Source organism: Flavobacterium erciyesense, assembly GCF_018069925.1.
GTDB classification, from domain to species: Bacteria; Bacteroidota; Bacteroidia; order Flavobacteriales; family Flavobacteriaceae; genus Flavobacterium; species Flavobacterium erciyesense.
In genome coordinates this window covers 29780-55297 of the sequence record NZ_JAGPXB010000014.1, presented here as the reverse complement: position 1 = coordinate 55297, position 25518 = coordinate 29780, and the positions used below count along the sequence as shown (strand labels likewise).

Sequence of the window (25518 nt, the reverse complement as noted above, 5' to 3'; positions counted from 1 at the left end):
ATAATTGAAAATAAACTTTTTTAAATAATAATTTCTCAAATTTAGGGAATTACAGACTAATTAAAAAGAGAATCCCACAATGAAATTGTTAAATAAAATAAAAAAAAGCCATTCACTAGGAGCGAATGGCTTTTTAAAAGAAATAGGTAAGAATTACTTTATTTTGAAAGCATTTTTACCAGGAAAATAGGCAGTATTTCCTAATTCTTCCTCGATGCGCAATAGTTGATTGTATTTTGCCATACGATCAGAACGAGAAGCTGATCCTGTTTTAATTTGTCCGCAATTCAATGCTACTGCAAGGTCAGCAATAGTGTTATCCTCTGTTTCGCCAGAACGATGTGACATCACAGATGTATAACCTGCATTTTTTGCCATATTTACTGCTGCAATTGTCTCTGTTAAAGTACCAATTTGATTTACTTTAATTAAGATTGAATTTGCAATACCTTTTTCAATTCCAGTTGACAAGCGCTCTACGTTAGTAACAAATAAATCATCACCAACCAATTGTACTTTATCTCCAATTTTTTCTGTTAACAATTTCCACCCTTCCCAGTCATTTTCGTCCATTCCATCTTCAATAGAAATGATTGGATATTTTGTTGCTAAATCAGCCAAATAATCTACTTGCTCAGCAGAAGTTCTAACTTTTCCAGTTTCTCCTTCAAATTTAGAGTAATCGTATTTTCCATCTACATAAAACTCCGCCGCAGCGCAGTCTAAAGCAATCATAATCTCGTCGCCAAAAGAATATCCTGCTTTTTCAACTGCTAATTTAATAGTATCTAAAGCATCTTCAGTACCACCAGCTAAGTTTGGAGCAAAACCACCTTCATCACCTACTGCTGTAGACAAACCTCTATCGTGAAGTACTTTTTTCAAACTATGGAAAATCTCAGTACCCATTTGCATGGATTGCGAAAATGAAGTTGCCTTTACAGGGAAAATCATAAATTCTTGAAAAGCAATCGGAGCATCAGAGTGCGAACCACCATTGATAATATTCATCATTGGCACAGGCAATGTGTTTGCAGAAACACCACCTACGTATCTATACAAAGGCAATCCTAATTCATTAGCAGCCGCTTTTGCAACAGCTAAAGAAACTCCTAAAATAGCATTTGCACCTAAATTAGATTTGTTTGGAGTACCATCTAAGTCAATCATTAATTGGTCTATGTGATTTTGTTCAAAAACAGAAACACCAACCAACTCTTCAGCAATTACGGTATTTACATTTTTCACAGCGTTCAAAACTCCTTTTCCTAAAAATGCTTTTCCACCATCGCGTAATTCTACAGCTTCATGCTCTCCAGTTGAAGCTCCAGATGGAACTGCAGCTCTACCTAAAACACCATTGTCTGTAATTACATCTACTTCAATAGTAGGATTTCCTCTTGAGTCAAAAATTTGTCTTGCGTGAATTTTGATTATAATACTCATATACTAAAATTTTTAAAATTTAAAATACAAATATATTCTATCTTTCGAAACCATGGAATGAAAAAAATGAATGTTATTAACGAAAACGATATAAATATTTGAGAAATAATGCTTTTACTAATTTATAAGAACTATTTTTTTTTGAAAATGAAATAATTCACGAAAGCAAAAAAAAGGGCCTAACTAAAAGTTAGACCCAATCCATAATTAAAAAAACAATTTTTATTGCATATTCAGAATAAATTGATCAAAAAGATACGATGAATCATGCGGCCCTGGACTCGCTTCAGGATGGTATTGAACAGAAAAACAATTTTTATCTTTCATGCGCATTCCCGCAACGGTACCATCATTGAGGTGCAAATGTGTAATTTCAAGAGCCTCATTTGCATCCAATTCCTCTTTACTAACTGCAAAACCATGATTCTGCGAAGTAATCTCACCTTTTCCAGTAACTAAATTTTGTACTGGATGATTGATACCGCGATGCCCATTGAACATCTTATAAGTAGATACTCCATTGGCCAAACCTATAATTTGATGTCCCAAACAAATACCGAACAATGGTTTGTTATCAGCGATGATGGCTTTTGCAACAGCAATAGCACTATCCAAAGGCTCAGGGTCACCGGGACCATTAGATAAAAAATACCCGTTTGGCTCAAAAGCAGCTAATTCTTCGTAAGAGGAATCAAAAGGAAAAACTTTAATATAACAATCTCTTTTGGCTAAGTTTCGCAAAATGTTGGTTTTAATACCTAAATCCAAAGCTGAAACTTTATAAGTAGCATTTTCATCACCATAAAAATACGGTTCTTTAGTTGATACCTTCGATGCAAGTTCTAGTCCTTTCATGTCAGGAACAGCTGCTAATTCTTCTTTCAACTCTTCTACTGATGTTCCGTCAGTACAGATCACAGCATTCATAGCCCCGTTGTCACGAATGTAACTTACAAGCGCACGCGTATCTACATCTGAAATAGAGATCAAATTGTGCTTAATAAAATATTCTTCTAAACTACCTTCAGCATCTGCTCTTGAGTAATTAAAACTAAAGTTTTTACATACCAATCCTGCGATTTTAATTCCATCAGACTCAATTTCTAAATCATTAACACCATAGTTACCGATATGCGCATTAGTAGCTACCATTATTTGCCCAAAATACGAAGGATCAGTAAAAATTTCTTGATAACCAGTCATTCCAGTATTAAAACAAACCTCTCCAAATGTTTTCCCTGAAATCCCGATAGATTTTCCATGAAAAATAGTTCCGTCACTTAGTAAAAGTATAGCTTTTTGTTGTGTTGTGTATTTCATTAGTAGTTTATGAATTTTAATATGATAAATTTTAGCGCGACTCCCAATAAGAATTAGAGCATCACTAATTAACCTTTGATTATAAAAGGATGAAGATTTGTTCACAAAATGCTAAAAAAAAAGGATAAACTACGAGTAGCTTATCCTTGATTTTTATTGAACAATTATTCTCATAATTACTCAGCAGAATCAGTAGTTGTTTCAGTCTCAGCAACTGGAGCTTCTGTAGTCTCATCCGCTTTTTTAGCTTTACCACCACGACGGCTTTTAGCTTTTTTAACTTCTTTTTTACCACCATTGTAAAGTTCATTGAAGTCAACTAATTCGATCATTGCCATATCAGCATTATCTCCTAAACGATTTCCAACTTTAATGATACGAGTGTATCCACCTGGACGGTCACCTACTTTAGCAGCTACATCTCTGAACAAATCAGTAACAGCATACTTGCTACGTAAGTAAGCAAAAACAATACGACGGTTGTGTGTAGTATCAGATTTTGACTTTGTAATTAAAGGCTCAACAAATTGTTTAAGCGCTTTTGCCTTAGCAACAGTAGTATTAATACGCTTGTGCTCGATTAGAGAACAAGCCATATTTGCTAACATAGATTTTCTATGTGCAGTCTGTCTGCTTAAGTGATTGAATTTTTTTCCGTGTCTCATGACGTGTTTTTTTATACTTTCATCTTGATACTATCCGCTTTGGAGATCAAAATATGAAGCAATTTATTCTTTATCTAGTTTGTATTTAGCTAAATCCATACCGAAGTTCAAATTCTTAATTGCAACTAGTTCATCTAGTTCCGTTAAAGATTTTTTACCAAAATTACGGAATTTCATTAGATCATTTTTATTGAACGATACTAAATCACCAAGTGTATCAACTTCAGCCGCTTTCAAGCAATTTAATGCTCTTACAGAAAGATCCATATCAACAAGCTTAGTTTTAAGCAATTGTCTCATGTGTAATGACTCTTCATCATACGATTCTGTTTGTGCAATTTCGTCTGCCTCGAGTGTAATTCTTTCATCCGAGAATAACATGAAATGGTGAATTAAAACTTTTGCAGCCTCAGTCAAAGCATCTTTTGGATTGATTGAACCATCAGTTTTAATTTCAAAAACTAATTTTTCATAATCTGTTTTTTGCTCTACACGGAAGTTTTCAATAGCGTATTTTACATTCTTTACTGGTGTAAAGATAGAATCAGTAAAAATCGTTCCAATTGCAGCATTCTGTTTTTTATTCTCCTCGGCAGGAACGTATCCTCTACCTTTTTCAATAGTTAAATCGAAATTAAGTTTGATCTTGCTATCTAAATTACAGATTACAAGCTCTGGATTAAGAACTTGGAAACCTGAAATAAATTTTTGAAAATCACCAGCTGTTAACTGATCTTTACCTGAAACAGAAATTGTAACTGATTCATTATCTATATCCTCAATTTGACGTTTGAAACGTACTTGTTTTAGATTTAAGATAATTTCGGTAACATCTTCAACAACTCCTGAAATAGTAGAAAACTCATGATCTACACCTTCTATGCGGACAGATGTAATTGCATAACCTTCTAATGCAGAAAGCAAAACTCTTCTAAGTGCATTACCAACAGTCAATCCGTAACCAGGTTCTAAAGGTCTAAATTCAAACTTACCTTCAAAATCGGTTGAATCGATCATGATAACTTTATCGGGCTTCTGAAAATTAAATATTGCCATAAATTTCGACTAAGTCAATTATTATTTGTTGTACAACTCTACGATTAATTGTTCTTTAATGTTTTCTGGAATTTGAAGTCTAGCTGGTACAGTAACGAAAGTTCCAGATTTAGTCTCATTGTTCCAAGTAATCCACTCATAAACATGACTTGAATTAGATAAAGAACGTTCGATAGCCTCTATAGATTTAGATTTTTCACGAACACCAACTACGTCACCTGGTTTCAAGTGGTATGAAGGAATATTTACATTTTCACCATTTACCGTGATGTGACGGTGAGAAACGATTTGACGTGCACCTCTTCTAGATGGAGCGATACCCATTCTGTATACAACGTTGTCTAATCTAGACTCACATAATTGTAAAAGAACTTCACCAGTAACACCTTTAGTAGCTGACGCTTTTTCGAATAAATTTCTGAATTGTTTTTCTAAAATTCCATAAGAATATTTAGCTTTTTGCTTTTCCATTAATTGAACAGCATATTCAGATTTTTTTCCTCTTTTTTTAGCCATCCCGTGTTGTCCAGGAGGATAATTTCTTTTTTCGAAAGCTTTATCGTCTCCGAAAATTGCCTCGCCAAATTTACGAGCGATTCTTGTACTAGGACCAGTATATCTTGCCATTTTAAATTGTTTAAGATTGAGATTATGAATTCAGGTCGGATCCTTCGATAATCTATATTCAATCTAGGTTATACTATTTACTTAAATTTTGAGTTTTATACTCTACGTCTTTTTGGAGGACGACATCCGTTGTGAGGCATTGGAGTAACGTCAATGATTTCAGTCACTTCAATTCCACCATTATGTAAAGAACGAATAGCAGACTCACGTCCGTTTCCTGGTCCTTTAACATATACTTTCACTTTTTTAAGTCCAGCTTCAAGAGCTACTTTACTACAGTCTTCTGCTGCCATTTGAGCCGCATATGGAGTATTCTTTTTAGAACCTCTAAAGCCCATTTTACCAGCTGATGACCAAGAAATAACTTCACCTTTTTTGTTAGTCAAAGAAATGATGATGTTATTGAAGGTAGCAGAAATATGAGCTTCTCCCGTTGATTCAACGATAACTTTACGTTTTTTTGCAGTTGCTTTAGCCATATTACTTATTATTTAGTTGCTTTTTTCTTGTTAGCAACAGTTTTTCTTTTACCTTTTCTTGTTCTAGAGTTGTTTTTAGTTCTTTGTCCTCTTAACGGAAGACCAGTTCTATGACGAATACCTCTGTAACATCCAATATCCATTAAACGCTTGATGTTTAAAGAAACCTCAGAACGTAATTCTCCTTCAATTTTAAAAGCTGATACCGCCTCACGAATTGCTCCGATCTCGTCATCATTCCAATCTTGAACTTTTTTATCTTGGCTTACTTGAGCTTTTTCTAAAATCTCAACAGCTCTACTTCTACCTAATCCGAAGATATAGGTTAGTGCAATAACACCTCTCTTATTTTTTGGGATATCTACCCCTGCTATTCTTGCCATAATTATCCTTGTCTTTGTTTAAATCTAGGATTCTTTTTGTTTATTACGTACAATCTCCCTTTTCTTCGCACAATTTTGCACTCGGGACTTCTCTTTTTTACTGAAGCTCTAACTTTCATTTTGAATATCCTTTAATATCTATAAGTAATTCTTGCTTTAGACAAATCGTAAGGGCTCATTTCTAGTTTTACTTTATCACCCGGAAGCAATTTAATATAATGCATTCGCATTTTTCCTGAAATGTGCGCAATTACAATATGCCCATTCTCTAATTCTACACGGAACATCGCATTTGATAATGCTTCGATGATTGATCCGTCTTGTTCTATTGCTGATTGTTTTGCCATAAGATTAAGCTACCGCTTTTCTATTTTTACCACTTTTCATTAAACCATCATAATGCTTATTCAACAAATATGAATTGATTTGCTGCATTGTGTCAATAGCTACTCCAACCATAATTATTAATGAAGTACCTCCAAAAAACATTGCCCAAGATTGCTGAACATCCATAACACTTACAACAATTGCCGGGAACACAGCGATTAAGGCAAGAAATAAAGAACCTGGAAAAGTTATTAAGGACATCACCTTGTCTAGGTAATCAGAAGTTTCAACACCTGGTCTAACACCTGGAATGAAACCACCGCTACGCTTCAAATCATCTGACATCTTGTTTGTAGGAACCGTAATGGCAGTATAAAAGAAAGTGAATACAATAATTAATGTTGCAAAAACTAAATTATACCAAAATCCAAACATGTTACTAAAAGCACCAACAATAGATTGTGACGCATCAGATTTAGACAAACCTGCAAGTGCAGCAGGAATAAACATAATAGCTTGTGCAAATATAATTGGCATTACACCAGATGCATTAAGCTTTAATGGAATCCATTGCCTATTTCCGTTAAGCATGTCCTGTTCAAAATCACCAGAAGTTGTACGACGAGCATACTGAACTGGAATCTTTCTCACAGCCATAACCAAAAGGACACATGATATGATAACTAACAACCAAACAATAATTTCGATTACTAAAAGCATTGGACCACCATTATTATTGGTTACCCTTGTAGTAAACTCTTGAATGAATGCCTGTGGCAAACGAGCCAAAATACCAACCATAATCAATAGAGAGATTCCGTTACCAATACCTTTATCAGTAATTTTTTCCCCTAACCACATTGCAAAAATGGTACCCGTAACTAAAATTACAACTGAAGAGAATAAAAACTCAAAAGAGTTGAACCCTAATAAGAAGGCTTTAGCCGGCAAAGTTCTGTACAAATTATAAATGTAAGTAGGACCTTGAACAAGCGTAATACCAATAGTTAACCAACGTGTGATTTGATTGATCTTCTTTCTACCGCTCTCTCCATCACTTTGAAGCTTTTGCAAATAAGGAATAGCAATTCCCATCAGCTGAACCACAATAGATGCAGAAATATAAGGCATAATTCCCAAAGCAAAAACTGATGCTTGGGAAAATGCGCCTCCTGTAAACATATCAAGAATTGAACCAATTCCTTCTTTAGTTTGCCCAGCTAAATTAGCTAACTCTGAAGCATCAATCCCTGGCAGGGTAACTTGTGCTCCAAAACGATAAACCAAGAGTAATCCGATTGTCATCAAGATTCTATTCTTTAGTTCTTCAATCTTCCAAACATTACTTATTGATTCAATAAATTTCTTCATACTAATTGAAAAATTACATTGTTACAGCTTCTCCACCAGCAGCTTCAATAGCAGCTTTTGCAGTAGCAGTAAATTTGTGAGCGGTTACTTTTAATTTTGCTTTCAATTCACCTCTACCTAAAATCTTAACGATTTCATTTTTGGTAGCCAAACGGTTAGCAACGTAAACTGTCATATCAACAGTATCTGTAATAACACCATTATCAACTAAAAGTTGTAGTGTATCAAGATTTACACCTTCGTAGTTCTTACGATTGATGTTTGTAAAACCAAACTTAGGTACACGTCTTTGAAGTGGCATTTGCCCTCCTTCAAAACCAATCTTTTTAGAATAACCAGAACGAGATTTTGCTCCTTTGTGACCTCTTGCAGAAGTACCACCTTTTCCAGAACCTTCTCCTCTACCTAATCTCTTATTTTGATTGTGTGTAGAACCTTCAGCAGGTTGTAAGTTACTTAAATTCATAACAGTATTTGTTATTTAGCTTCTACAACAGAAACTAAGTGTTTAACTTTATTTATCATCCCAAGGATTGTAGGGTTTGAATCATGCTCTACAACTTGTCCCATCTTACGTAGACCTAAAGCTTCTAATCCTCTTTTTTGAGAAAGCGGACAGTTGATTTTGCTTCTAACTTGTTTTACTAATAATTTAGCCATAATTTCCTTGAATTAACCTTTAAAAACTTTTTCTAAAGAAACGCCTCTTTGTTTTGCAACAGTGTAAGCACTTCTCATTTGTAATAAAGCATCAAAAGTCGCCTTAACTACGTTGTGAGGATTTGAAGATCCTTGAGATTTTGATAATACATCATGAATTCCTACTGACTCTAAAACTGAACGAACAGCTCCACCAGCAATAACTCCAGTACCATGAGAGGCAGGAATTAAAAATACACGTGCACCACCAAATTTACCTTTTTGTTCGTGAGGAACAGATTGACCATTCAAAGGAATTTTCACTAAGTTTTTCTTTGCATCTTCTACTGCTTTCGCAATTGCTTCAGAAACATCTTTAGATTTTCCTAATCCGTGTCCAACTACTCCGTTTTCATCACCTACAACTACAATAGCAGAAAAACCAAATGCTCTACCACCTTTTGTAACTTTAGTAACACGATTTACACTTACCAAACGATCTTTTAATTCAAGACCAGTTGGTTTTACTAACTCTACATTCTTGTATTTACTATTAGACATACTATATTAGAATTTAAGTCCAGCCGCTCTTGCGCCTTCTGCTAATGATTTAATACGACCGTGGTATAAGTATCCTCCTCTATCGAAAGTTACTACTTCTATACCAGCCTTTAAAGCTTTTTCTGCAACTAGTTTTCCAACTGCAGTAGCCACTTCAATGTTCGTACCGTTACCTATTTCTTTTTCTCTTGAAGAAGCTGCCAATAAAGTAACTCCATTCACATCATCAATTAATTGAGCGTAAATTTCTTTGTTACTTCTAAAAACAGATAGTCTTGGATTAGTAGCAGTACCACTAATTGTCTTTCTAATTCTGAATCTAATACGTTGTCTTCTTTCAGGTTTTGTTAATGACATAATCTTATTTTTTAAGCTGATTTACCTGCTTTTCTTCTTAATACTTCACCCACAAATTTAACACCTTTTCCTTTATATGGCTCTGGCTTACGGAAACCTCTGATTTTCGCAGCAACTTGACCTAAAAGTTGTTTGTCAAATGATGTTAACTTAACAATTGGGTTTTTACCTTTTTCAGATATAGTTTCTAAAGTTACCTCTGGAGCAATCTCTAAAATAATATTGTGCGAAAAACCTAATGCTAAATCTAATTTTTGTCCTTGATTTGAAGCTCTGTAACCAACTCCAACCAATTCTAATGATTTAGTAAAACCATCAGTAACACCAACAATCATATTGTTGATTAATGATCTGTATAAACCGTGCTTTGCTCTTTGATCTTTGTGATCAGATGATCTGCTCACTTGAACAGTACCATCTTCAACTGTTACAGTGACGTCCGAAAACTCCTGAGTTAGTTGACCATTTTTTCCTTTAACTGTAATAACACCGTTAGCAACTTCAACAGTTACACCCGCAGGAACTACAATTGGATTTTTACCTATTCTTGACATCTTATTATAGTCTTTAAATTAGTATACGTAACAAATTACTTCACCACCCACATTTAACTGCTTCGCTTGCTTACCTGTCATCAACCCTTTTGAAGTTGAAACAATTGCAATTCCTAATCCATTAAGGATTCTTGGGATATTAGCAGAACTTGAGTATTTACGTAAACCTGGTTTACTAATTCTCTGGATATCTTTAATTACTGACTCCTTAGTATCTTTATCATACTTCAAAGCAATTTTGATAGACCCCTGAACAGCGTTGTCTTCAAATTTGTAACTCAAGATGTAACCTTGATCGAAAAGGATCTTAGTTATTTCTTTTTTTAGATTAGATGCAGGAATTTCTACAACTTTGTGGTTTGCAGCCACAGCATTACGAACTCTTGTCAAATAATCAGCAATCGGATCTGTATACATATGTATTAATTTGCGGTCTTGGTTTTCAATAAACTATTTATTGAACCTTAAACCAATTTATAAATATCAATAATACAGACTTAACACAAAGTCAAGTCTGTATCAGAACGCAATCTCTTGCGTATTACCAAGATGCTTTTTTAACACCTGGAATCAATCCGTTGTTTGCCATTTCACGAAAAGTAACACGTGAAATACCGAATTGACGCATATATCCTCTTGGTCTACCTGTTAATTTACAACGATTGTGCAAACGAACTGGGGAAGCGTTTTTTGGTAACTTTTGCAAACCTACGAAATCTCCAGCTTCTAACAAAGCTTTTCTTTTCTCAGCATACTTTGCTACTGTTTTTTCTCTCTTCACCTCACGGGCTTTCATTGATTCTTTAGCCATGTCTTAATTCTTTTTAAAAGGTAATCCTAATTCTGTTAATAGAGACTTTGCTTCTTTATCTGTTTTAGCAGTAGTTACAAAAGTGATATCCATTCCTGAAATCTTGTTAACTTTGTCAATATCAATTTCAGGGAAAATGATTTGCTCTAAAACTCCAAGGTTATAATTACCTCTTCCATCAAAACCAGTAGCTTTAATTCCGCTAAAGTCTCTTACTCGTGGTAAAGCTGAAGTGATAAGTCTATCTAAAAACTCATACATTCTTTCACCACGTAAAGTTACTTTTGCTCCAATCGGCATTCCTTTTCTCAATTTAAATGACGCAACGTCTTTCTTTGAAATTGTAGAAACTGCTTTCTGTCCAGTGATCTTTGTTAACTCCTCAACTGCATAGTCAATAAGTTTTTTATCAGATACAGCTGCACCAACTCCTTTACTTAAAACGATTTTGTCCAATTTTGGAACCTGCATTACGTTTACGTATCCGAATTCCTCTTTAAGAGCAGCAATTACTCTGCTCTTATATTCTTCTTTTAGTCTAGGTATATACGCCATTACTATAGTACTTGATTAGATTTTTTTGAAAATCTTACTTTCTTATCTCCTTCAACTCTTACACCTACTCTTGTTGTTTCCTTAGTTTTAGGATCAATAAGAGAAATATTAGAAATTTGAATTGGAGCCTCTTTCTTTACAATACCACCTTGAGGGCTTTTTGCACTTGGTTTCGTATGTTTAGAAACCATATTTACACCTTCAACAATTGCTTTGTTTTTCTCGCGGTCAACACGTAAAACTTTACCTTCAGCACCTTTGTGATCTCCAGCAATTACTCTTACGATGTCACCTGATTTAATTTTTAGCTTTATCATCTTAAAACGAATTAAAGCACTTCTGGTGCTAATGATACAATTTTCATGAATTGTTTTTCACGAAGTTCTCTTGCTACTGGACCAAAAACACGAGTACCTCTCATTTCACCAGCAGCATTTAATAAAACGCAAGCGTTATCATCAAATCTGATGTATGAACCATCGGCTCTTCTCACTTCTTTTTTGGTACGTACAACAACTGCAGTTGAAACAGCTCCTTTTTTAACGCTTCCGTTAGGAGCAGTATCTTTGATAGAAACTACAATTTTGTCACCAACAGAGGCATATCTTCTTTTAGTACCTCCTAAAACACGGATAGTTAAAACTTCCTTTGCTCCAGTGTTATCTGCTACTTTTAGTCTTGATTCTTGTTGTACCATAATTATTTAGCTCTTTCTAAGATTTCAACTAACCTCCAACATTTTGTTTTACTCAAAGGACGTGTTTCACTAATCCTTACTGTATCTCCAACATTGCAGTCGTTCATTTCGTCGTGTGCGTGATACTTTTTAGTTTTCAACACGAACTTACCGTATAATGGGTGTTTTACTCTACGTACTTCAGCAACAACAATAGACTTATCCATTTTGTCAGAAGTTACAACACCAATTCTCTCTTTTCTTAAATTTCTTTTTTCTTCCATCTTTCAGCAGACTACAGTTATTGTCTTTTAGTAAGTTCGGTAGCTAATCTTGCAACTGTTCTTCTCACGATTCTAATTTGAAGTGGATTCTCAATTGGTGAAATAGCGTGAGCCATTTTTAGATCAGCATAGGTTTTCTTAGTCTGGCTAAGCTTCTCTTGCAACTCTGCTGCAGAAAGATTTTTTATTTCTGATTGTTTCATAATAATATAGATTATGCTTCGAAATCTCTAGCTACGACAAACTTAGTTTTTACTGGAAGCTTTTGAGCTGCAAGGCGTAACGCCTCTTTTGCAACTGACAAAGGTACTCCTCCAACTTCAAACATAATTCTTCCGGGTTTAACAACAGCAGCCCAATACTCAACTGCTCCTTTACCTTTACCCATACGTACCTCTAAAGGCTTCTTAGTGATAGGTTTGTCTGGAAATATTTTAATCCATAATTGTCCTTCTCTTTTCATGTAACGAGTTGCAGCAATACGTGCAGCTTCGATTTGACGAGAGGTTAAGAACATTCCATCTTCATGTACAGATTTAATTCCAAACATTCCATTTGAAAGTTCATGCCCTCTTTGAGAATTCCCTTTCATTTTACCCTTTTGTACCTTACGGTATTTTGTTCTTTTAGGCTGTAACATTTTTCTTTACTTTAAAAATTACTTTCGTTTACGAGCGTCTGGCTTTCCACCTTTGTTGAAAGGCTTTCTATCTCCTCTTGGAGAATCACCACCTTTACCACCGGCACCAGATTGTTTTTTGTCCATTCCGGCTAGTGGAGAAAGATCTCTCTTTCCATAAACTTCACCTTTCATGATCCATACTTTGATTCCCATTCTACCATAAGTAGTATGAGCTTCTGCCAAAGCATAATCAATATCAGCTCTGAAAGTTGATAGAGGAATTCTACCTTCTTTGAAACCTTCTGAACGAGCCATCTCAGCACCATTCAAACGACCAGAAATTAAAACTTTGATACCTTCAGCGTTCATACGCATAGAAGCAGCAATAGCCATTTTAATTGCACGTCTGTAAGAAATTCTGCTTTCGATTTGACGACAGATGCTTGTAGCAACTAGATACGCGTCAAGCTCAGGTCTTTTGATTTCAAAAATATTGATTTGAACCTCTTTGTCAGTAACTTTCTTAAGTTCTTCTTTCAACTTGTCTACCTCTTGTCCGCCTTTTCCGATAATGATACCAGGTCTAGCAGTAGTGATAGTAACGGTTACAAGTTTCAAAGTTCTCTCGATGATTACTTTAGATACACTAGCTTTTGATAAACGAGCGTGGATATACTTTCTGATTTTATGATCTTCGGCTAATTTATCACCGTAATCATTTCCACCATACCAGTTTGAGTCCCATCCTCTGATGATACCAAGTCTATTTCCAATTGGATTTGTCTTTTGTCCCATGCTGCTTAAGAATTGCTTTGTGTGTTATTGATAGCTCCTAACACGATTGTTACGTGGTTAGAACGTTTTCTTATTCTGTGTGCTCTTCCTTGTGGTGCTGGACGAAGTCTTTTCAACATCATACCACCATCTACACGGATTTCCTTAACAAATAATCCAGCTTCTTCTAAACTAGCTTCACTATTTTTTTGCTCCCAGTTGTTGATCGCAGATAATAATAATTTTTCTAATTTTCTTGAAGCTTCTTTAGAACTAAATCTCAAAATGTTAAGTGCTCTTTCTACCTTCTGACCTCTTACCAAGTCCGCTACTAAGCGCATTTTTCTAGGTGAAGTAGGGCAGTTATTCAATTTTGCGAAAGCAATAGACTTATTAGCCTCTTTTCTCGCATCTGCTGTTTCTCTTTTACGAACTCCCATTGCTTCTTATTTTTTACCTTTATTTTTTGCTCCAGCATGACCTCTAAAAGATCTAGTTGGTGAAAATTCTCCTAATTTGTGACCTACCATGTTCTCAGTTACGTATACCGGTACAAATTGACGACCGTTGTGAACTGCGATAGTTTGACCAACAAAATCTGGAGTAATCATAGAAGCTCTAGACCAAGTCTTAACTACTCCTTTGTTTCCACCTGCTATGTTTTCCTGAACTTTCTTATCTAACTTATAATGAACGAAAGGTCCTTTTTTTAATGAACGTGCCATATCTTATTATTTCTTTCTACGTTCTACGATATACTTATTACTCGGGTTTTTCTTAGAACGAGTTCTATAACCTTTAGCTGGTATTCCATTTCTTGAACGTGGATGTCCACCAGAAGAACGTCCTTCACCACCACCCATTGGGTGATCGACAGGGTTCATTGCAACAGGTCTTGTTCTAGGTCTTCTTCCTAACCATCTAGTTCTACCAGCTTTTCCTGATACTACTAATTGATGATCTGAATTCGATACAGCTCCAATTGTAGCCGAACAAGTCAACAAGATCAATCTTGTTTCTCCAGATGGCATTTTAATTGTTGCATATTTTCCATCTCTTGCCATTAACTGAGCAAAAGTACCAGCTGAACGAGCAATAACTGCTCCTTGACCTGGACGTAACTCGATGCAAGAAATAACAGTTCCTAGTGGAACTCTACTTAAAGGCAAAGTATTACCAATTTCAGGCTGAGATTCTGGACCAGAAACTAATTTCTGTCCTACTTTCAAACCGTTTTGTGCAATAATATATGTTTTCTCACCATCAGCATAAGCTAATAATGCGATAAAAGCAGTACGATTTGGATCGTATTCGATTGATTTTACGGTAGCAGGAATACCATCCTTAGCACGTTTAAAATCAATAATACGATATCTCTGCTTGTGACCACCACCCGTATAACGCATGGTCATCTTTCCTTGACTATTTCTACCTCCAGAGTTTTTTATCGGCGCTATCAAAGAGCGTTCCGGCTTATCAGTTGTAATGGCGTCATAACCATTCACAACTCTAAATCGCTGACCTGGGGTAATAGGTTTTAATTTTCTTACTGACATTTTATCTTAGATATTGTTGTAAAAATCAATTGTTTCTCCTTCTTGTACTTGAACAATTGCTTTTTTGATTGCATTTGTCTTTCCACTGATTAAACCACTTTTAGTGTATTTTGTAGTTCTATCCGGTCTTACGTTCATTGTGTTCACACTCAAAACAGTTACTCCATAAGCAGCTTCAACAGCTTTCTTAATCTCAACTTTGTTTGCTTTTCTGTTCACAACAAATCCGAAGCGGTTTAAAACTTCACTTTCTTTGGTTACTTTTTCCGTTACTATAGGCTTAATTATGATGCTCATATCCTATTATTTACTTAAATTTTCTTCAATTACCTCCAAAGAACTCTCTAAAAGAACTAAATTATTAGCATTTAAAATATCATAAGTACTTAATTCTAAGCTACTTACAACATTTGAACCCTTCAAATTACGTGAGGACAAATATACATTTTTATTGGTATCACCCAATACAAATAATGATTTTTTATTTTCTAACTCTAAAGCTTTCAAAACGTTAATGAAATTTTTAGTGTTTGGAGTTTCAAAATTAAAGTCTTCAAGAACGATAATGTTTGACTCTTTAGCTTTAAGTGAGAAAGCTGATTTTCTAGCCAAACGCTTCAAGCTTTTATTCAATTTGAATGAATAACTTCTTGGTCTTGGTCCAAAAACAGTTCCACCACCTTTAAACAATGGATTCTTTGCACTACCCGCACGAGCAGTACCAGTTCCTTTTTGTTTTTTAATTTTACGTGTACTTCCCGCTACTTCAGCTCTTTCTTTAGCTTTGTGCGTCCCTTGTCTTTGATTAGCAAGATATTGCTTCACATCAAGGTATACAGCGTGTTTGTTTGGTTCGATACCAAATACTGAATCAGAAAGTTGCACTTTTCTTCCAGTATCTTTTCCGTTGAAATCTAATACTTTTGCTTCCATTACTTCTGAATGATTACATAAGAGTTGTTATGACCAGGAACACATCCTTTAATAACAAGTAGGTTCTTCTCAGCAACTACTTTTAAAACTCTAAGGTTTTGAACTTTTACATTGTCTCCTCCCATTCTACCAGCCATACGCATTCCTTTGAATACTCTAGATGGATAAGAAGAAGCTCCCACAGAACCTGGCGCTCTTAAACGGTTGTGTTGACCGTGAGTTGCTTGACCAACACCACCAAAACCGTGACGTTTTACAACCCCTTGAAAACCTTTACCTTTAGATACACCTTGTACATCTACAAACTCTCCTTCAGCAAAAATAGAAACATCAATAAGATCTCCTAATTTTTGTTCAGTTGCAAAATCTTGGAATTCAACGACTTTTTTCTTAGCAACAGTTCCCGCTTTTTTAAAGTGACCTAAAGCCGCTTTTGTGGAATGTTTCTCGTTTTTGTCATCGAAACCTAGTTGCAACGCTTCATACCCGTCAACACCTTTGGTTCTGACTTGGGTAACAACGCATGGACCTGCTTCGATTACTGTACAAGGAATGTTTTTCCCGTTTTCGTCGAAAATACTAGTCATGCCGATTTTTCTACCAATTAACCCAGACATAAATATTAATTATTAATTACTAAAACTCCCTTCAATTTGAAAACAACAGAAGCTTTCAAACAGGGAGTGCAAAAGTATATATTAAAATCGAATATACCAAACAGTTACAAAAATTAAATCCCTCATTATCACAATTAAAGAAAACAAAAAACAGAAAACAAAAAATTTTGCGATCAAAAATCAGGTCACAAACCCATTATTTGCCAATCAAAAAAACCAAAAAATAAAGTTGAGAAAAACCATTAAAACACCCGATTCACAAGGGATTACAAGATTTTTTATCAAAAAAACATAATAAAAAAGCAAATAAAAAAACATAAAAAAAAGCGAAACATTTCTGCTTCGCTTTTTTTATTAAAATATAAAAAAATTATACTTTTATTTCTACTTCTACTCCACTTGGCAATTCAAGTTTCATTAAAGCATCAATAGTTTTTGATGAAGATGAATAAATATCAATCAATCTCTTGTATGACATTACTTCAAACTGCTCTCTTGCTTTTTTGTTTACGTGCGGTGAACGCAATACTGTAAACAATTTTTTGTGAGTTGGCAACGGAATAGGACCAGTTACAACAGCACCAGTAGTTTTTACTGTTTTTACAATCTTCTCAGCAGACTTGTCTACCAACATGTGATCGTAAGATTTTAATTTTATTCTGATTTTTTGACTCATTTTCTTAAAGATTAAGCGTTTCCTTTTGCTTTTTTGATTACTGCCTCTGAAATATTAGAAGGCGTTTCTGAATAGTGAGAAAATTCCATTGTTGAAGTCGCACGACCTGAAGACAATGTTCTTAATGTTGTTACATATCCAAACATTTCAGATAATGGCACATCAGCTTTGATAGTTTTAGCTCCATTTCTGTCACCCATATCATTCACTTGACCTCTACGACGGTTAATATCACCTACGATATCTCCCATGTTTTCTTCTGGTGTAATAACCTCCATTTTCATGATTGGCTCTAAGATTACAGCACCAGCAGCTTTAGCCACTTCTCTATAACCCATTCTTGCCGCTAATTCAAAAGAAAGTGCATCAGAATCCACAGGGTGGAAAGATCCATCTAATAAAGTAACTTTCAAACTATCTACTTGGTATCCTGCTAAAGGACCTTGTTTCATAGCTTCACGGAAACCTTTTTCTACAGAAGGAATATATTCTTTAGGAACGTTACCACCTTTTACTTCATTTACAAACTGCAATCCAACAGGTACTTTACCATCTACTTCATCAGCAGGCTCTAATCTAAATACGATATCACCGAATTTACCACGACCTCCAGATTGTTTTTTGTAAGTTTCTCTGTGTTGAGCTGATCTTGTAAAAGCTTCTTTGTATTCAACTTGAGGCTCACCTTGGTTTACTTCAACTTTGAATTCACGCTTCATTCTATCAACCAAGATATCTAAGTGAAGCTCACCCATACCTGAGATAATAGTTTGTCCTGAAGCTTCATCAGTTCTCACTGTAAATGTTGGATCCTCTTCAGCTAATTTAGCTAAAGCCATACCCATTTTATCAACGTCAGCTTTAGTTTTTGGCTCAATAGCGATACCAATTACCGGTGCAGGGAATTTCATTGACTCAAGAATGATTGGGTGTTTTTCATCACACAATGTATCTCCAGTTTTGATATCTTTAAATCCAACTGCCGCTCCAATATCACCTGCCTCGATATATTCGATTGGGTTTTGTTTGTTTGCGTGCATTTGGTAGATACGAGAAATTCTCTCTTTGTTACCAGAACGTGTATTCAATACATAAGAACCTGCATCCAAACGACCTGAGTAAGCACGGAAGAAAGCTAAACGACCTACGAATGGGTCAGTAGCAATTTTAAATGCTAAAGCAGCAAATGGCTCCTTAACATCTGGCTTACGCAAGATTTGAGTTTGATCTTCTTCTAATAATTCAGCATCATCAGGATGAATTCCTGAAATACCTTCTTTATCCATTGGAGATGGCAAGTATTTACATACTGCATCTAACATGAACTGAACTCCTTTGTTTTTGAAAGAAGAACCTGCAATCATAGGAATGATAGCCATATCCATAGTTGCAGCTCTAAGCGCATTGTTGATCTCTTCTTCTGTAATAGAATCTGGATCTTCCATGTACTTGTCAAGTAAATTCTCATCATAATCAGCTACTGCTTCGATAAGAATATCTCTGTACTCTTTCACTTCGTCAACCATATCAGCTGGGATATCGATGATGTCAAAAGTTGCCCCTTGAGTAGCATCATGCCAAACGATAGCTTGGTTTTTAACCAAATCAACAACACCTTTAAAATCATTCTCTTCACCAATTGGCAAAGTGATCGCTACAGCGTTTGATTTTAACATGTCTCTTACTTGCTGACAAACTGCCAAAAAGTTAGATCCTTGACGGTCCATTTTATTAACGAATCCCATACGTGGAACTCTATATTGATCAGCTAATCTCCAGTTAGTTTCTGACTGTGGCTCAACACCATCTACAGCACTAAATAAAAACACTAAACCATCTAATACACGTAATGAACGGTTTACCTCTACGGTAAAGTCAACGTGACCAGGAGTATCAATAATGTTAAAGTGGTAAGGTTTTGATTCTGGCAACACTTTGCCTTGTTCAGTTGGAAAATTCCACTCACAAGTTGTAGCAGCAGAAGTAATAGTAATACCTCTTTCTTGCTCCTGAGCCATCCAGTCCATAGTTGCAGCACCATCGTGTACTTCACCTATTTTGTGTGATTTACCAGTATAAAAAAGGATACGCTCTGTTGTTGTTGTTTTACCAGCATCAATGTGAGCAGCAATTCCAATATTTCTTGTATATTTTAAGTCTCTAGCCATTTCTTACGAATTAAAATCTAAAGTGAGAGAAAGCTTTGTTAGCTTCTGCCATTTTGTGAGTATCCATTCTTTTCTTAACAGCAGCTCCTTCTTCTTTTGCTGCAGCTAAACACTCTGAAGCTAATCTTTGAGCCATTGACTTTTCGTTTCTTCTTCTTGAATAAAGAATTAACCATTTCATCGCCATAGAAATTTTTCTATCTGGACGAATTTGCATTGGAATTTGGAATGTAGCTCCACCCACTCTACGTGAACGAACCTCTACGTGAGGCATAACATTCGTTAATGCATCTTTCCAGATTTCTAGTGATGATTTTTCAGCATCTTGTTTTTTAGACTCAATGATGTCAATTGCATCATAAAATACTTTAAACGCTGTCGATTTTTTTCCATCCCACATTAAGTTGTTTACGAAACGTGTTACCAGTTGATCATTGAATCTTGGATCTGGTAAAAGTGGTCTTTTCTTTGCCGCTCTTTTTCTCATGTCTTTTTTTTAATAAAATAGATACGCATGCAAAACCATTAGGCCTTGCTACATACAAACTTTAAATTACTTTTTTGCTTCTTTTGGGCGTTTTGCTCCGTACTTAGATCTTCTTTGCGTTCTTCCCGCTACTCCTGACGTATCAAGTGCACCACGAACGATGTGATATCTAACTCCTGGTAAATCTTTTACCCTTCCACCCCTAACTAATACTATCGAGTGCTCTTGTAAATTGTGTCCTTCACCTGGGATGTAAGCATTCACTTCATTACCATTTGTCAAACGTACACGCGCAACTTTACGCATTGCAGAGTTTGGTTTTTTTGGTGTTGTAGTGTAAACACGCGTACAAACCCCTCTTCTTTGAGGACAAGAATCTAAAGCAACCGATTTACTCTTCTTAGTTATCTGAGTTCTTCCTGTTCTTACTAATTGTTGAATTGTTGGCATAATTAATACTAAAAATTTCTTATTATATTAAATTCCCGCTTTTTACGGGGTTGCAAATGTATTTATTTTTTTTGAGATTACAACATCATTTGAATTTATTTTTAAGAGCAAATAATTGTAAGTCAAAGATCTTTAACCAACAAAGACAATCATTTCCTTAATTTAACATTCCAAAACAGACTAAGCGAGCCCAAAAATGTCATAAATTTGACTTCGAAAAGTGAGTAAAAAAGATTTCCAGCTCATCATAAAACACAAACTCAATTGAAAAATAATTTAGTGCTGCTGCTTTTTCTACTTTGTACAATCACAATGAGTGCACAATCATTCTATTTACAATTCAAAACAGCAACAACCGAAAACCAAACACTACCAGACACTTTACTCAGCCTAAAGAAACACATAAACTTACAGTCCATAGAAAAAACAGTTACCACGATCAACCAGCGATTAATTAAAAAAGGATTTTTAGATAGCAATGTTCAAACAGCGGTAAAAATAAATGACAGCGTTTACAGTAGCACTATTTATTTCGGCGAAAGGATAAAATCAGTAGTTATTAACGCACCGAATAATTTTGAAATACCTCCTTTTAGCAAAACTAAAAAAACACACACAATCGAGTACGAAGATTTGGACCAATTTTTAAGCAACATACTTTCCATTTATGAACAACAAGGCAACGCTCTTGCTAATATCAGACTAAAAAACATCGAAAGACAAAAAAATCTACTGCAAGCCGAACTTGAAATTTATAAAAGCTCGAGTAGAAAATTAACCAATATCATCGTAGAACAAGCAAACAATCTGCAACTACCAAAAAGCCTCTTGACCCAAATCAAAAAGAAATACTTAACCAAAACCTACAACAAAGAGACATTATCCAACATATACAATCAATTTGAAACGTTAGGATTTGCAAAAAACAGTAAATACCCAGAGGTCCTACTTACAACCGATTCAACTGCAGTGTATGTCTACCTCGAAAAACAAAACGCAAACACTTTCGATGGCTTTATCGGTTTTCGAAATAACGATGCTCAAAAAATTCAATTCAACGGATATGCCAACATCGAATTACAAAACATACTTAAAAGAGGCGAAAAAATTCACATCGACTGGAAAAGTGATGGACAAGATCAAAAAACATTTGACGCCAGCCTTGAACTACCGTTTATTTTTAACTCTCCAATTGGACTAAAAGCAGAGTTGAATTTATTCAGACAAGACAGTACGTTTCAAAATACCAAAACCATGATCGCGGCTACCTACGATCTAAAGTCGCGACAAAAAATAACACTCGGATATCAAACCACAACATCAAGTGACATCCAAAACATCAACAGTGCAATAATTAACGATTATTCAAACTCCTTTTTAACAATTGGATACAATTACAAAGTAGCCACTAACAAACAAAACAACACAAACCCCAATCACCTATCAGTGAATTTCGGACTAGGAAAGAGAGACTTAACCAACACAGCGAACCCCGAAACCCAAAAACAATTATCTGCAAGCATAAATTGGAACTACACGATCACATTAACACAAAAAAACAATATCATTTTACAATCAAACAGCTACTTATTGAAAAGCAAAAATATTTTACAAAATGAATTATACCGCTTTGGCGGATTTAACAGCTTGAGAGGCTTTAACGAAAACAGCCTCCAAGCATCAATAGCAACTGTATTACAAACTGAATTCAGAACCAACCTAAACAACCAATTATATTTCCACACTATTTTAGACTACAGCCTCGCAAAGGACGAATCCAATTCATTGCCAAACACTAACACAACATCACGATTGGGTATTGGCTTCGGCATTGGACTACAAACTAAAAACGGAGTTTTAAAACTAGCGCTTGCAAACGGAGTAACGTTAGAAGATAAATTCAATTTCCAAAACAGCATTATTCATTTAAGCTACAATGTTAAATTTTAAATTTTAACACTAAATGGTTTTACTAATATTAGGAATGTTAAGAAATTATTAAGAGGTTTGCGAGACTAATTCAAAATATTAAAAAATGAAACTAAAGTTCAATGGAATCTTAGTGCTTTTGTTGGCACTAATGGCGCAAATAACTTTTGCGCAAGAGAGAGCGGTTTCAGGAGTTGTCTCTGACAATGCAGGCTTACCTATACCAGGAGTAAGCGTATTGGTTAAAGGAACAAAATCTGGAACACAAACTGATTTTGATGGAAAATTTACCATCAAAGCAAGTGCAAGTCAAGTATTAGTATTTAGCTACGTTGGGATGAAAACCCAAGAGCTAGCAGCTAGTTCAACAAATTTAAAAGTTACACTGAAAGACGACTCAGTTGAACTTGAAGGTGTAATTGTTACCGCAATGGGTATCAAGAGAAAACCAAAAGAATTGTCTTACGCGGTTGAAAACATCAAAAGTGAAGATTTAACTAAAACAAGAGCCGTAAACGTTGCTACAGCTTTATCTGGTAAAGTTTCTGGTTTGCAAGTTAACGTAGTAAACAATGGTGTTAACCCAAGTACAAGAGTTGTCCTTAGAGGTAACAGATCTATACTAGGAAACAACGAAGCATTGATCGTTATCGATGGATTTCCATCTGCGAGAGGAGTACTTGACAGAATTAACCCAAATGACATTGACAACGTAACCATCCTTAAAGGTGCTAACGCATCTGCATTGTATGGAGCAGAAGCTTCTAACGGGGTTATGATCATCACAACTAAAAAAGGAAGCGGTAAACTTTCTATCAACTACAACAGCTCATTGCAATTAGAGCAAGTAGCTTACTTACCAAAAGTACAAAGCGAATTTGGAGTTGGTGGATTTCCTGACGGAACACTTTACCCATTGGAAAACGTAAACTGGGGACCTCGTTTTGACGGAAGACTAGTTGACGCAAGTGAAACATTAGATGACGGATCAGTATGGCAAGTTCCTTTTACACCTGTAAAAAACAACATCCGTAACTTTTTTGATACAGGAGTTTCTGCTAGACACGGTATCACATTTAAAGGTGGTGACGAAAACAGTGACTTTTTATTCTCTATTGACCAAACAAATACAACAGGAACTGTACCAAACGATACGTACAACAGAACAAACGTACGTTTAAAAGGTAGTAGAAAATACAATAAATTAACTGTTGGTGGAAACGTAAGTTTCTTTAGAGCTCACTCAAACCAAGTAAGTGAAACAGCAGGAAGACAAGGAAGACCAGTATACTGGAACGTATTAAATACGCCATTACACATTCCTTTGGACCAAATGAAAAACTGGAGAACAGGACAATTTACCAGAAACGAGGTATCTTTCTACAGATTCTACGAAAACCCTTACTTCATTCTTGACACACAAAGAGAGAAAAACGATTATACTGAGTTCAATGTACTTTCGAACATTGATTACAAATTTACAGACTATTTAACATTATCTGTTAATACCGGATACACTTCATTTTCAGAAGATTTCAAAAGAGAGTTCGGAGCATTTACATACGCTTTTGAATTAGCTAACACTTACTCTTCAATGGACCCCTACGGAGCTAGTACTGCATCAAGAATAGGAGTTGGTCAGCGTTTAAACAATGATATCATCTTAAAATTTGATAAAAATTTAAGCGAAAACTTTAACCTTAAATTAACCGCAGGAGCAAACACACGTTTAATTTCAAGTTCAAGTGTAAACGTAAGTGGAAACAACTTAACTATTCCAGATTTTTATAATGTTGGAACAAGAACTGGTGAACTTCTAGGAGGAGAAAACAGATCCTTATTCAGAAGACAAGGTGTTTATTCTGAATTAACTTTAGGATATAAAGATTATTTGTTTCTTAGTGCAACAGCAAGAAACGATTGGTCATCTGGATTACCAATTCAAAATAGATCTTTCTTTTATCCTAGTGCAGGATTGTCATTCCTAGCATCTGAAGCATTCCCAAGTATAAAAAGCGACAATGGGATTGATAATTTAAAATTGACGTTGAATATTGCAAAAGTAGGAAACGATGGCGGTGAACCATATGTTACGAAAGCAATTTTCGCAACTCCAATTGGCTTTCCATACGGAGCCACAACGGGTTTATCTCAGAGCTCAACTGATCCAGATCAAAATTTAAATCCAGAGTTTACTTTTTCAAGAGAATTTGGTATTGAATTAGGATTGTTCAAAAACAGATTAATTTTTAACGGTAATTACTACCAAACAAACAGTACTGATCAAATTGTTCCAATTAACACTTCTTTAGCTTCAGGAGCTTCAAGAATTCTAACAAATATTGGAGAAATCAGAAACCGAGGATTAGAACTTGATGTAAAAGGAACACTTATAAAAAATCAAGATTTTACTTGGAAAGCAGGAGTTAACTACACTGGTATAAAAACAAAGGTAATGTCCCTAACAGATGGCCTTGACGAAGTTAGTATTGGTGGATTTGCTGATGCAGAAATCGTTGCAAAAGTTGGCGAATCTTACCCATTAATCAAAACTAGTTCATACTTAAGAGATTCTGAAGGAAGAGTAATTGTTGGTGATAATGGTAACCCTATTAAAGATTCTCAAAACAGAACACAAGGGCAAACTGCACCTAAGTACATTTTAGGTTTAAACACTACGCTTACCTATAAAAACTGGACCTTGTACGCTGTTGCTGACTACAGAACCGGACACGTATTTTACAACAACTTAAATGATGCCTTGGAGTTTACAGGATTAACGCAACACAGCGCCTCAGCAGGTAGACAACCTTTCGTATTTCCTAACTCATCTTACTCTGATGGAAATGGCGGATTTGTAGCAAACAACAACCGTTTGACTGCAAGCGGTGGAAATGCTTTCTGGGATGAATACAACACAGTGAAAGAAAATTATGTTGTTGATGCAACTACACTAAAACTAAGAGAGGTTTCTTTGAACTATGATTTCAATTCTGACTTCATCAAAAAAGCGGGTATCGATGCATTGAGCATTGGTTTCTTTGGTAGAAACTTACTTACCTTAAGACCGAAAGAAAATACAACAACAGATCCTGAATTTAACTTCACTACAGGAAATGCAGTAGGAGTTGGTACTCAAGCACAAACTCCACCAACAAGACAATTTGGGGTAAACCTAAACTTAACTTTTTAATA

36 protein-coding genes are annotated in these 25518 nt (G+C 35.3%); 2 read left to right on the top strand and 34 right to left on the bottom strand.

Annotation, left to right across the window (positions count from 1 at the left end):
- Positions 1-153: 153 nt before the first annotated feature.
- The 34 genes from eno to rpsL all read right to left on the bottom strand — a co-directional run bounded on the left by eno (position 154) and on the right by rpsL (position 20394).
- Positions 154-1446, bottom strand: coding sequence for a phosphopyruvate hydratase (eno, locus tag KBJ98_RS12925; RefSeq protein WP_210791240.1), 1293 nt, complete (start codon positions 1444-1446; stop codon positions 154-156).
- 222 nt (positions 1447-1668) lie between these two features.
- Complete coding sequence (carA, locus tag KBJ98_RS12920; protein ID WP_210791238.1) at positions 1669-2766, bottom strand: glutamine-hydrolyzing carbamoyl-phosphate synthase small subunit; 1098 nt, start codon at positions 2764-2766, stop codon at positions 1669-1671.
- A 176-nt stretch (positions 2767-2942) separates the two neighbouring features.
- Positions 2943-3431, bottom strand: coding sequence for a 50S ribosomal protein L17 (rplQ, locus tag KBJ98_RS12915; RefSeq protein ID WP_210791236.1), 489 nt, complete (start codon positions 3429-3431; stop codon positions 2943-2945).
- A gap of 63 nt (positions 3432-3494) precedes the next feature.
- Positions 3495-4487 (bottom strand): DNA-directed RNA polymerase subunit alpha, encoded by a 993-nt coding sequence (locus tag KBJ98_RS12910; protein ID WP_035668087.1) that lies wholly within the window; start codon positions 4485-4487, stop codon positions 3495-3497.
- Positions 4488-4508: 21 nt separating this feature from the next.
- Positions 4509-5114 carry a 30S ribosomal protein S4 gene (gene rpsD, locus KBJ98_RS12905; RefSeq protein ID WP_166138191.1) on the bottom strand — a complete coding sequence of 202 codons (606 nt, stop codon included), beginning with the start codon at positions 5112-5114 and terminating at the stop codon, positions 4509-4511.
- A 95-nt stretch (positions 5115-5209) separates the two neighbouring features.
- Positions 5210-5593 (bottom strand): 30S ribosomal protein S11, encoded by a 384-nt coding sequence (rpsK, locus tag KBJ98_RS12900; RefSeq protein ID WP_024981527.1) that lies wholly within the window; start codon positions 5591-5593, stop codon positions 5210-5212.
- 8 nt (positions 5594-5601) lie between these two features.
- Complete coding sequence (rpsM, locus tag KBJ98_RS12895; protein ID WP_210791234.1) at positions 5602-5976, bottom strand: 30S ribosomal protein S13; 375 nt, start codon at positions 5974-5976, stop codon at positions 5602-5604.
- 2 nt (positions 5977-5978) lie between these two features.
- Positions 5979-6095, bottom strand: coding sequence for a type B 50S ribosomal protein L36 (ykgO, locus tag KBJ98_RS12890; protein ID WP_008992256.1), 117 nt, complete (start codon positions 6093-6095; stop codon positions 5979-5981).
- A gap of 12 nt (positions 6096-6107) precedes the next feature.
- Positions 6108-6323 carry a translation initiation factor IF-1 gene (gene infA / locus KBJ98_RS12885; protein WP_007136545.1) on the bottom strand — a complete coding sequence of 72 codons (216 nt, stop codon included), beginning with the start codon at positions 6321-6323 and terminating at the stop codon, positions 6108-6110.
- Between the two features lie 4 nt (positions 6324-6327).
- Positions 6328-7674, bottom strand: coding sequence for a preprotein translocase subunit SecY (secY, locus tag KBJ98_RS12880; protein WP_166138186.1), 1347 nt, complete (start codon positions 7672-7674; stop codon positions 6328-6330).
- 13 nt (positions 7675-7687) lie between these two features.
- Positions 7688-8140: a 50S ribosomal protein L15 gene (gene rplO, locus KBJ98_RS12875; protein ID WP_166138183.1), complete on the bottom strand. Its 453-nt coding sequence runs from the start codon at positions 8138-8140 to the stop codon at positions 7688-7690.
- Positions 8141-8151: 11 nt separating this feature from the next.
- On the bottom strand, positions 8152-8334 hold the full coding sequence (gene rpmD, locus KBJ98_RS12870) for a 50S ribosomal protein L30 (RefSeq protein WP_210791232.1): 183 nt from the start codon (positions 8332-8334) through the stop codon (positions 8152-8154).
- Positions 8335-8346: 12 nt separating this feature from the next.
- Complete coding sequence (gene rpsE / locus KBJ98_RS12865; RefSeq protein WP_166138177.1) at positions 8347-8874, bottom strand: 30S ribosomal protein S5; 528 nt, start codon at positions 8872-8874, stop codon at positions 8347-8349.
- A gap of 6 nt (positions 8875-8880) precedes the next feature.
- Entirely contained in the window at positions 8881-9231 is a 351-nt protein-coding gene (gene rplR / locus KBJ98_RS12860) for a 50S ribosomal protein L18 (RefSeq protein ID WP_121925772.1), read from the bottom strand.
- Between the two features lie 11 nt (positions 9232-9242).
- Positions 9243-9785, bottom strand: coding sequence for a 50S ribosomal protein L6 (gene rplF / locus KBJ98_RS12855; protein WP_210791229.1), 543 nt, complete (start codon positions 9783-9785; stop codon positions 9243-9245).
- Between the two features lie 18 nt (positions 9786-9803).
- Positions 9804-10202 carry a 30S ribosomal protein S8 gene (rpsH, locus tag KBJ98_RS12850; RefSeq protein WP_086452756.1) on the bottom strand — a complete coding sequence of 133 codons (399 nt, stop codon included), beginning with the start codon at positions 10200-10202 and terminating at the stop codon, positions 9804-9806.
- Between the two features lie 124 nt (positions 10203-10326).
- Positions 10327-10596, bottom strand: coding sequence for a 30S ribosomal protein S14 (gene rpsN / locus KBJ98_RS12845; protein ID WP_026707007.1), 270 nt, complete (start codon positions 10594-10596; stop codon positions 10327-10329).
- A gap of 3 nt (positions 10597-10599) precedes the next feature.
- Positions 10600-11151: a 50S ribosomal protein L5 gene (rplE, locus tag KBJ98_RS12840; protein ID WP_166138172.1), complete on the bottom strand. Its 552-nt coding sequence runs from the start codon at positions 11149-11151 to the stop codon at positions 10600-10602.
- 2 nt (positions 11152-11153) lie between these two features.
- On the bottom strand, positions 11154-11468 hold the full coding sequence (rplX, locus tag KBJ98_RS12835; protein ID WP_166138168.1) for a 50S ribosomal protein L24: 315 nt from the start codon (positions 11466-11468) through the stop codon (positions 11154-11156).
- 11 nt (positions 11469-11479) lie between these two features.
- Positions 11480-11848 (bottom strand): 50S ribosomal protein L14, encoded by a 369-nt coding sequence (rplN, locus tag KBJ98_RS12830; protein WP_026717863.1) that lies wholly within the window; start codon positions 11846-11848, stop codon positions 11480-11482.
- Between the two features lie 2 nt (positions 11849-11850).
- Complete coding sequence (rpsQ, locus tag KBJ98_RS12825; RefSeq protein WP_166138164.1) at positions 11851-12111, bottom strand: 30S ribosomal protein S17; 261 nt, start codon at positions 12109-12111, stop codon at positions 11851-11853.
- Between the two features lie 17 nt (positions 12112-12128).
- On the bottom strand, positions 12129-12314 hold the full coding sequence (rpmC, locus tag KBJ98_RS12820; protein ID WP_166138161.1) for a 50S ribosomal protein L29: 186 nt from the start codon (positions 12312-12314) through the stop codon (positions 12129-12131).
- Positions 12315-12325: 11 nt separating this feature from the next.
- Entirely contained in the window at positions 12326-12751 is a 426-nt protein-coding gene (rplP, locus tag KBJ98_RS12815) for a 50S ribosomal protein L16 (RefSeq protein WP_017495016.1), read from the bottom strand.
- 18 nt (positions 12752-12769) lie between these two features.
- The gene (gene rpsC / locus KBJ98_RS12810; protein WP_121337683.1) at positions 12770-13528 is read right to left on the bottom strand and encodes a 30S ribosomal protein S3; all 759 of its coding nucleotides are present in this window, start codon (positions 13526-13528) and stop codon (positions 12770-12772) included.
- Between the two features lie 5 nt (positions 13529-13533).
- Complete coding sequence (rplV, locus tag KBJ98_RS12805) at positions 13534-13947, bottom strand: 50S ribosomal protein L22 (RefSeq protein WP_024981512.1); 414 nt, start codon at positions 13945-13947, stop codon at positions 13534-13536.
- 6 nt (positions 13948-13953) lie between these two features.
- A complete protein-coding gene (rpsS, locus tag KBJ98_RS12800) occupies positions 13954-14232 on the bottom strand; it encodes a 30S ribosomal protein S19 (RefSeq protein ID WP_007136562.1) in 279 nt (92 codons plus the stop codon).
- A 6-nt stretch (positions 14233-14238) separates the two neighbouring features.
- Positions 14239-15063: a 50S ribosomal protein L2 gene (rplB, locus tag KBJ98_RS12795; protein WP_166138158.1), complete on the bottom strand. Its 825-nt coding sequence runs from the start codon at positions 15061-15063 to the stop codon at positions 14239-14241.
- A gap of 6 nt (positions 15064-15069) precedes the next feature.
- A complete protein-coding gene (rplW, locus tag KBJ98_RS12790) occupies positions 15070-15360 on the bottom strand; it encodes a 50S ribosomal protein L23 (RefSeq protein WP_166138155.1) in 291 nt (96 codons plus the stop codon).
- 6 nt (positions 15361-15366) lie between these two features.
- Positions 15367-15996 (bottom strand): 50S ribosomal protein L4, encoded by a 630-nt coding sequence (rplD, locus tag KBJ98_RS12785; protein WP_166138152.1) that lies wholly within the window; start codon positions 15994-15996, stop codon positions 15367-15369.
- Positions 15996-16613, bottom strand: coding sequence for a 50S ribosomal protein L3 (gene rplC, locus KBJ98_RS12780; protein ID WP_072945403.1), 618 nt, complete (start codon positions 16611-16613; stop codon positions 15996-15998). The genes rplD and rplC overlap by 1 nt, the downstream gene beginning before the upstream one ends.
- Positions 16614-16983: 370 nt before the next feature.
- Entirely contained in the window at positions 16984-17289 is a 306-nt protein-coding gene (gene rpsJ / locus KBJ98_RS12775) for a 30S ribosomal protein S10 (RefSeq protein ID WP_007803605.1), read from the bottom strand.
- An 11-nt stretch (positions 17290-17300) separates the two neighbouring features.
- Positions 17301-19457 (bottom strand): elongation factor G, encoded by a 2157-nt coding sequence (gene fusA, locus KBJ98_RS12770; RefSeq protein ID WP_166138149.1) that lies wholly within the window; start codon positions 19455-19457, stop codon positions 17301-17303.
- A gap of 10 nt (positions 19458-19467) precedes the next feature.
- Positions 19468-19944: a 30S ribosomal protein S7 gene (rpsG, locus tag KBJ98_RS12765; protein WP_166138146.1), complete on the bottom strand. Its 477-nt coding sequence runs from the start codon at positions 19942-19944 to the stop codon at positions 19468-19470.
- A 66-nt stretch (positions 19945-20010) separates the two neighbouring features.
- Positions 20011-20394 carry a 30S ribosomal protein S12 gene (rpsL, locus tag KBJ98_RS12760; protein ID WP_007136570.1) on the bottom strand — a complete coding sequence of 128 codons (384 nt, stop codon included), beginning with the start codon at positions 20392-20394 and terminating at the stop codon, positions 20011-20013.
- A 264-nt stretch (positions 20395-20658) separates the two neighbouring features.
- On the opposite strand from rpsL, the gene KBJ98_RS12755 reads away from it, so the two are divergent.
- Positions 20659-22344 (top strand): BamA/TamA family outer membrane protein, encoded by a 1686-nt coding sequence (locus tag KBJ98_RS12755; protein ID WP_210791227.1) that lies wholly within the window; start codon positions 20659-20661, stop codon positions 22342-22344.
- 85 nt (positions 22345-22429) lie between these two features.
- Positions 22430-25516, top strand: coding sequence for a SusC/RagA family TonB-linked outer membrane protein (locus KBJ98_RS12750; protein ID WP_210791225.1), 3087 nt, complete (start codon positions 22430-22432; stop codon positions 25514-25516).
- The last annotated feature ends 2 nt before the right edge of the window (positions 25517-25518 follow it).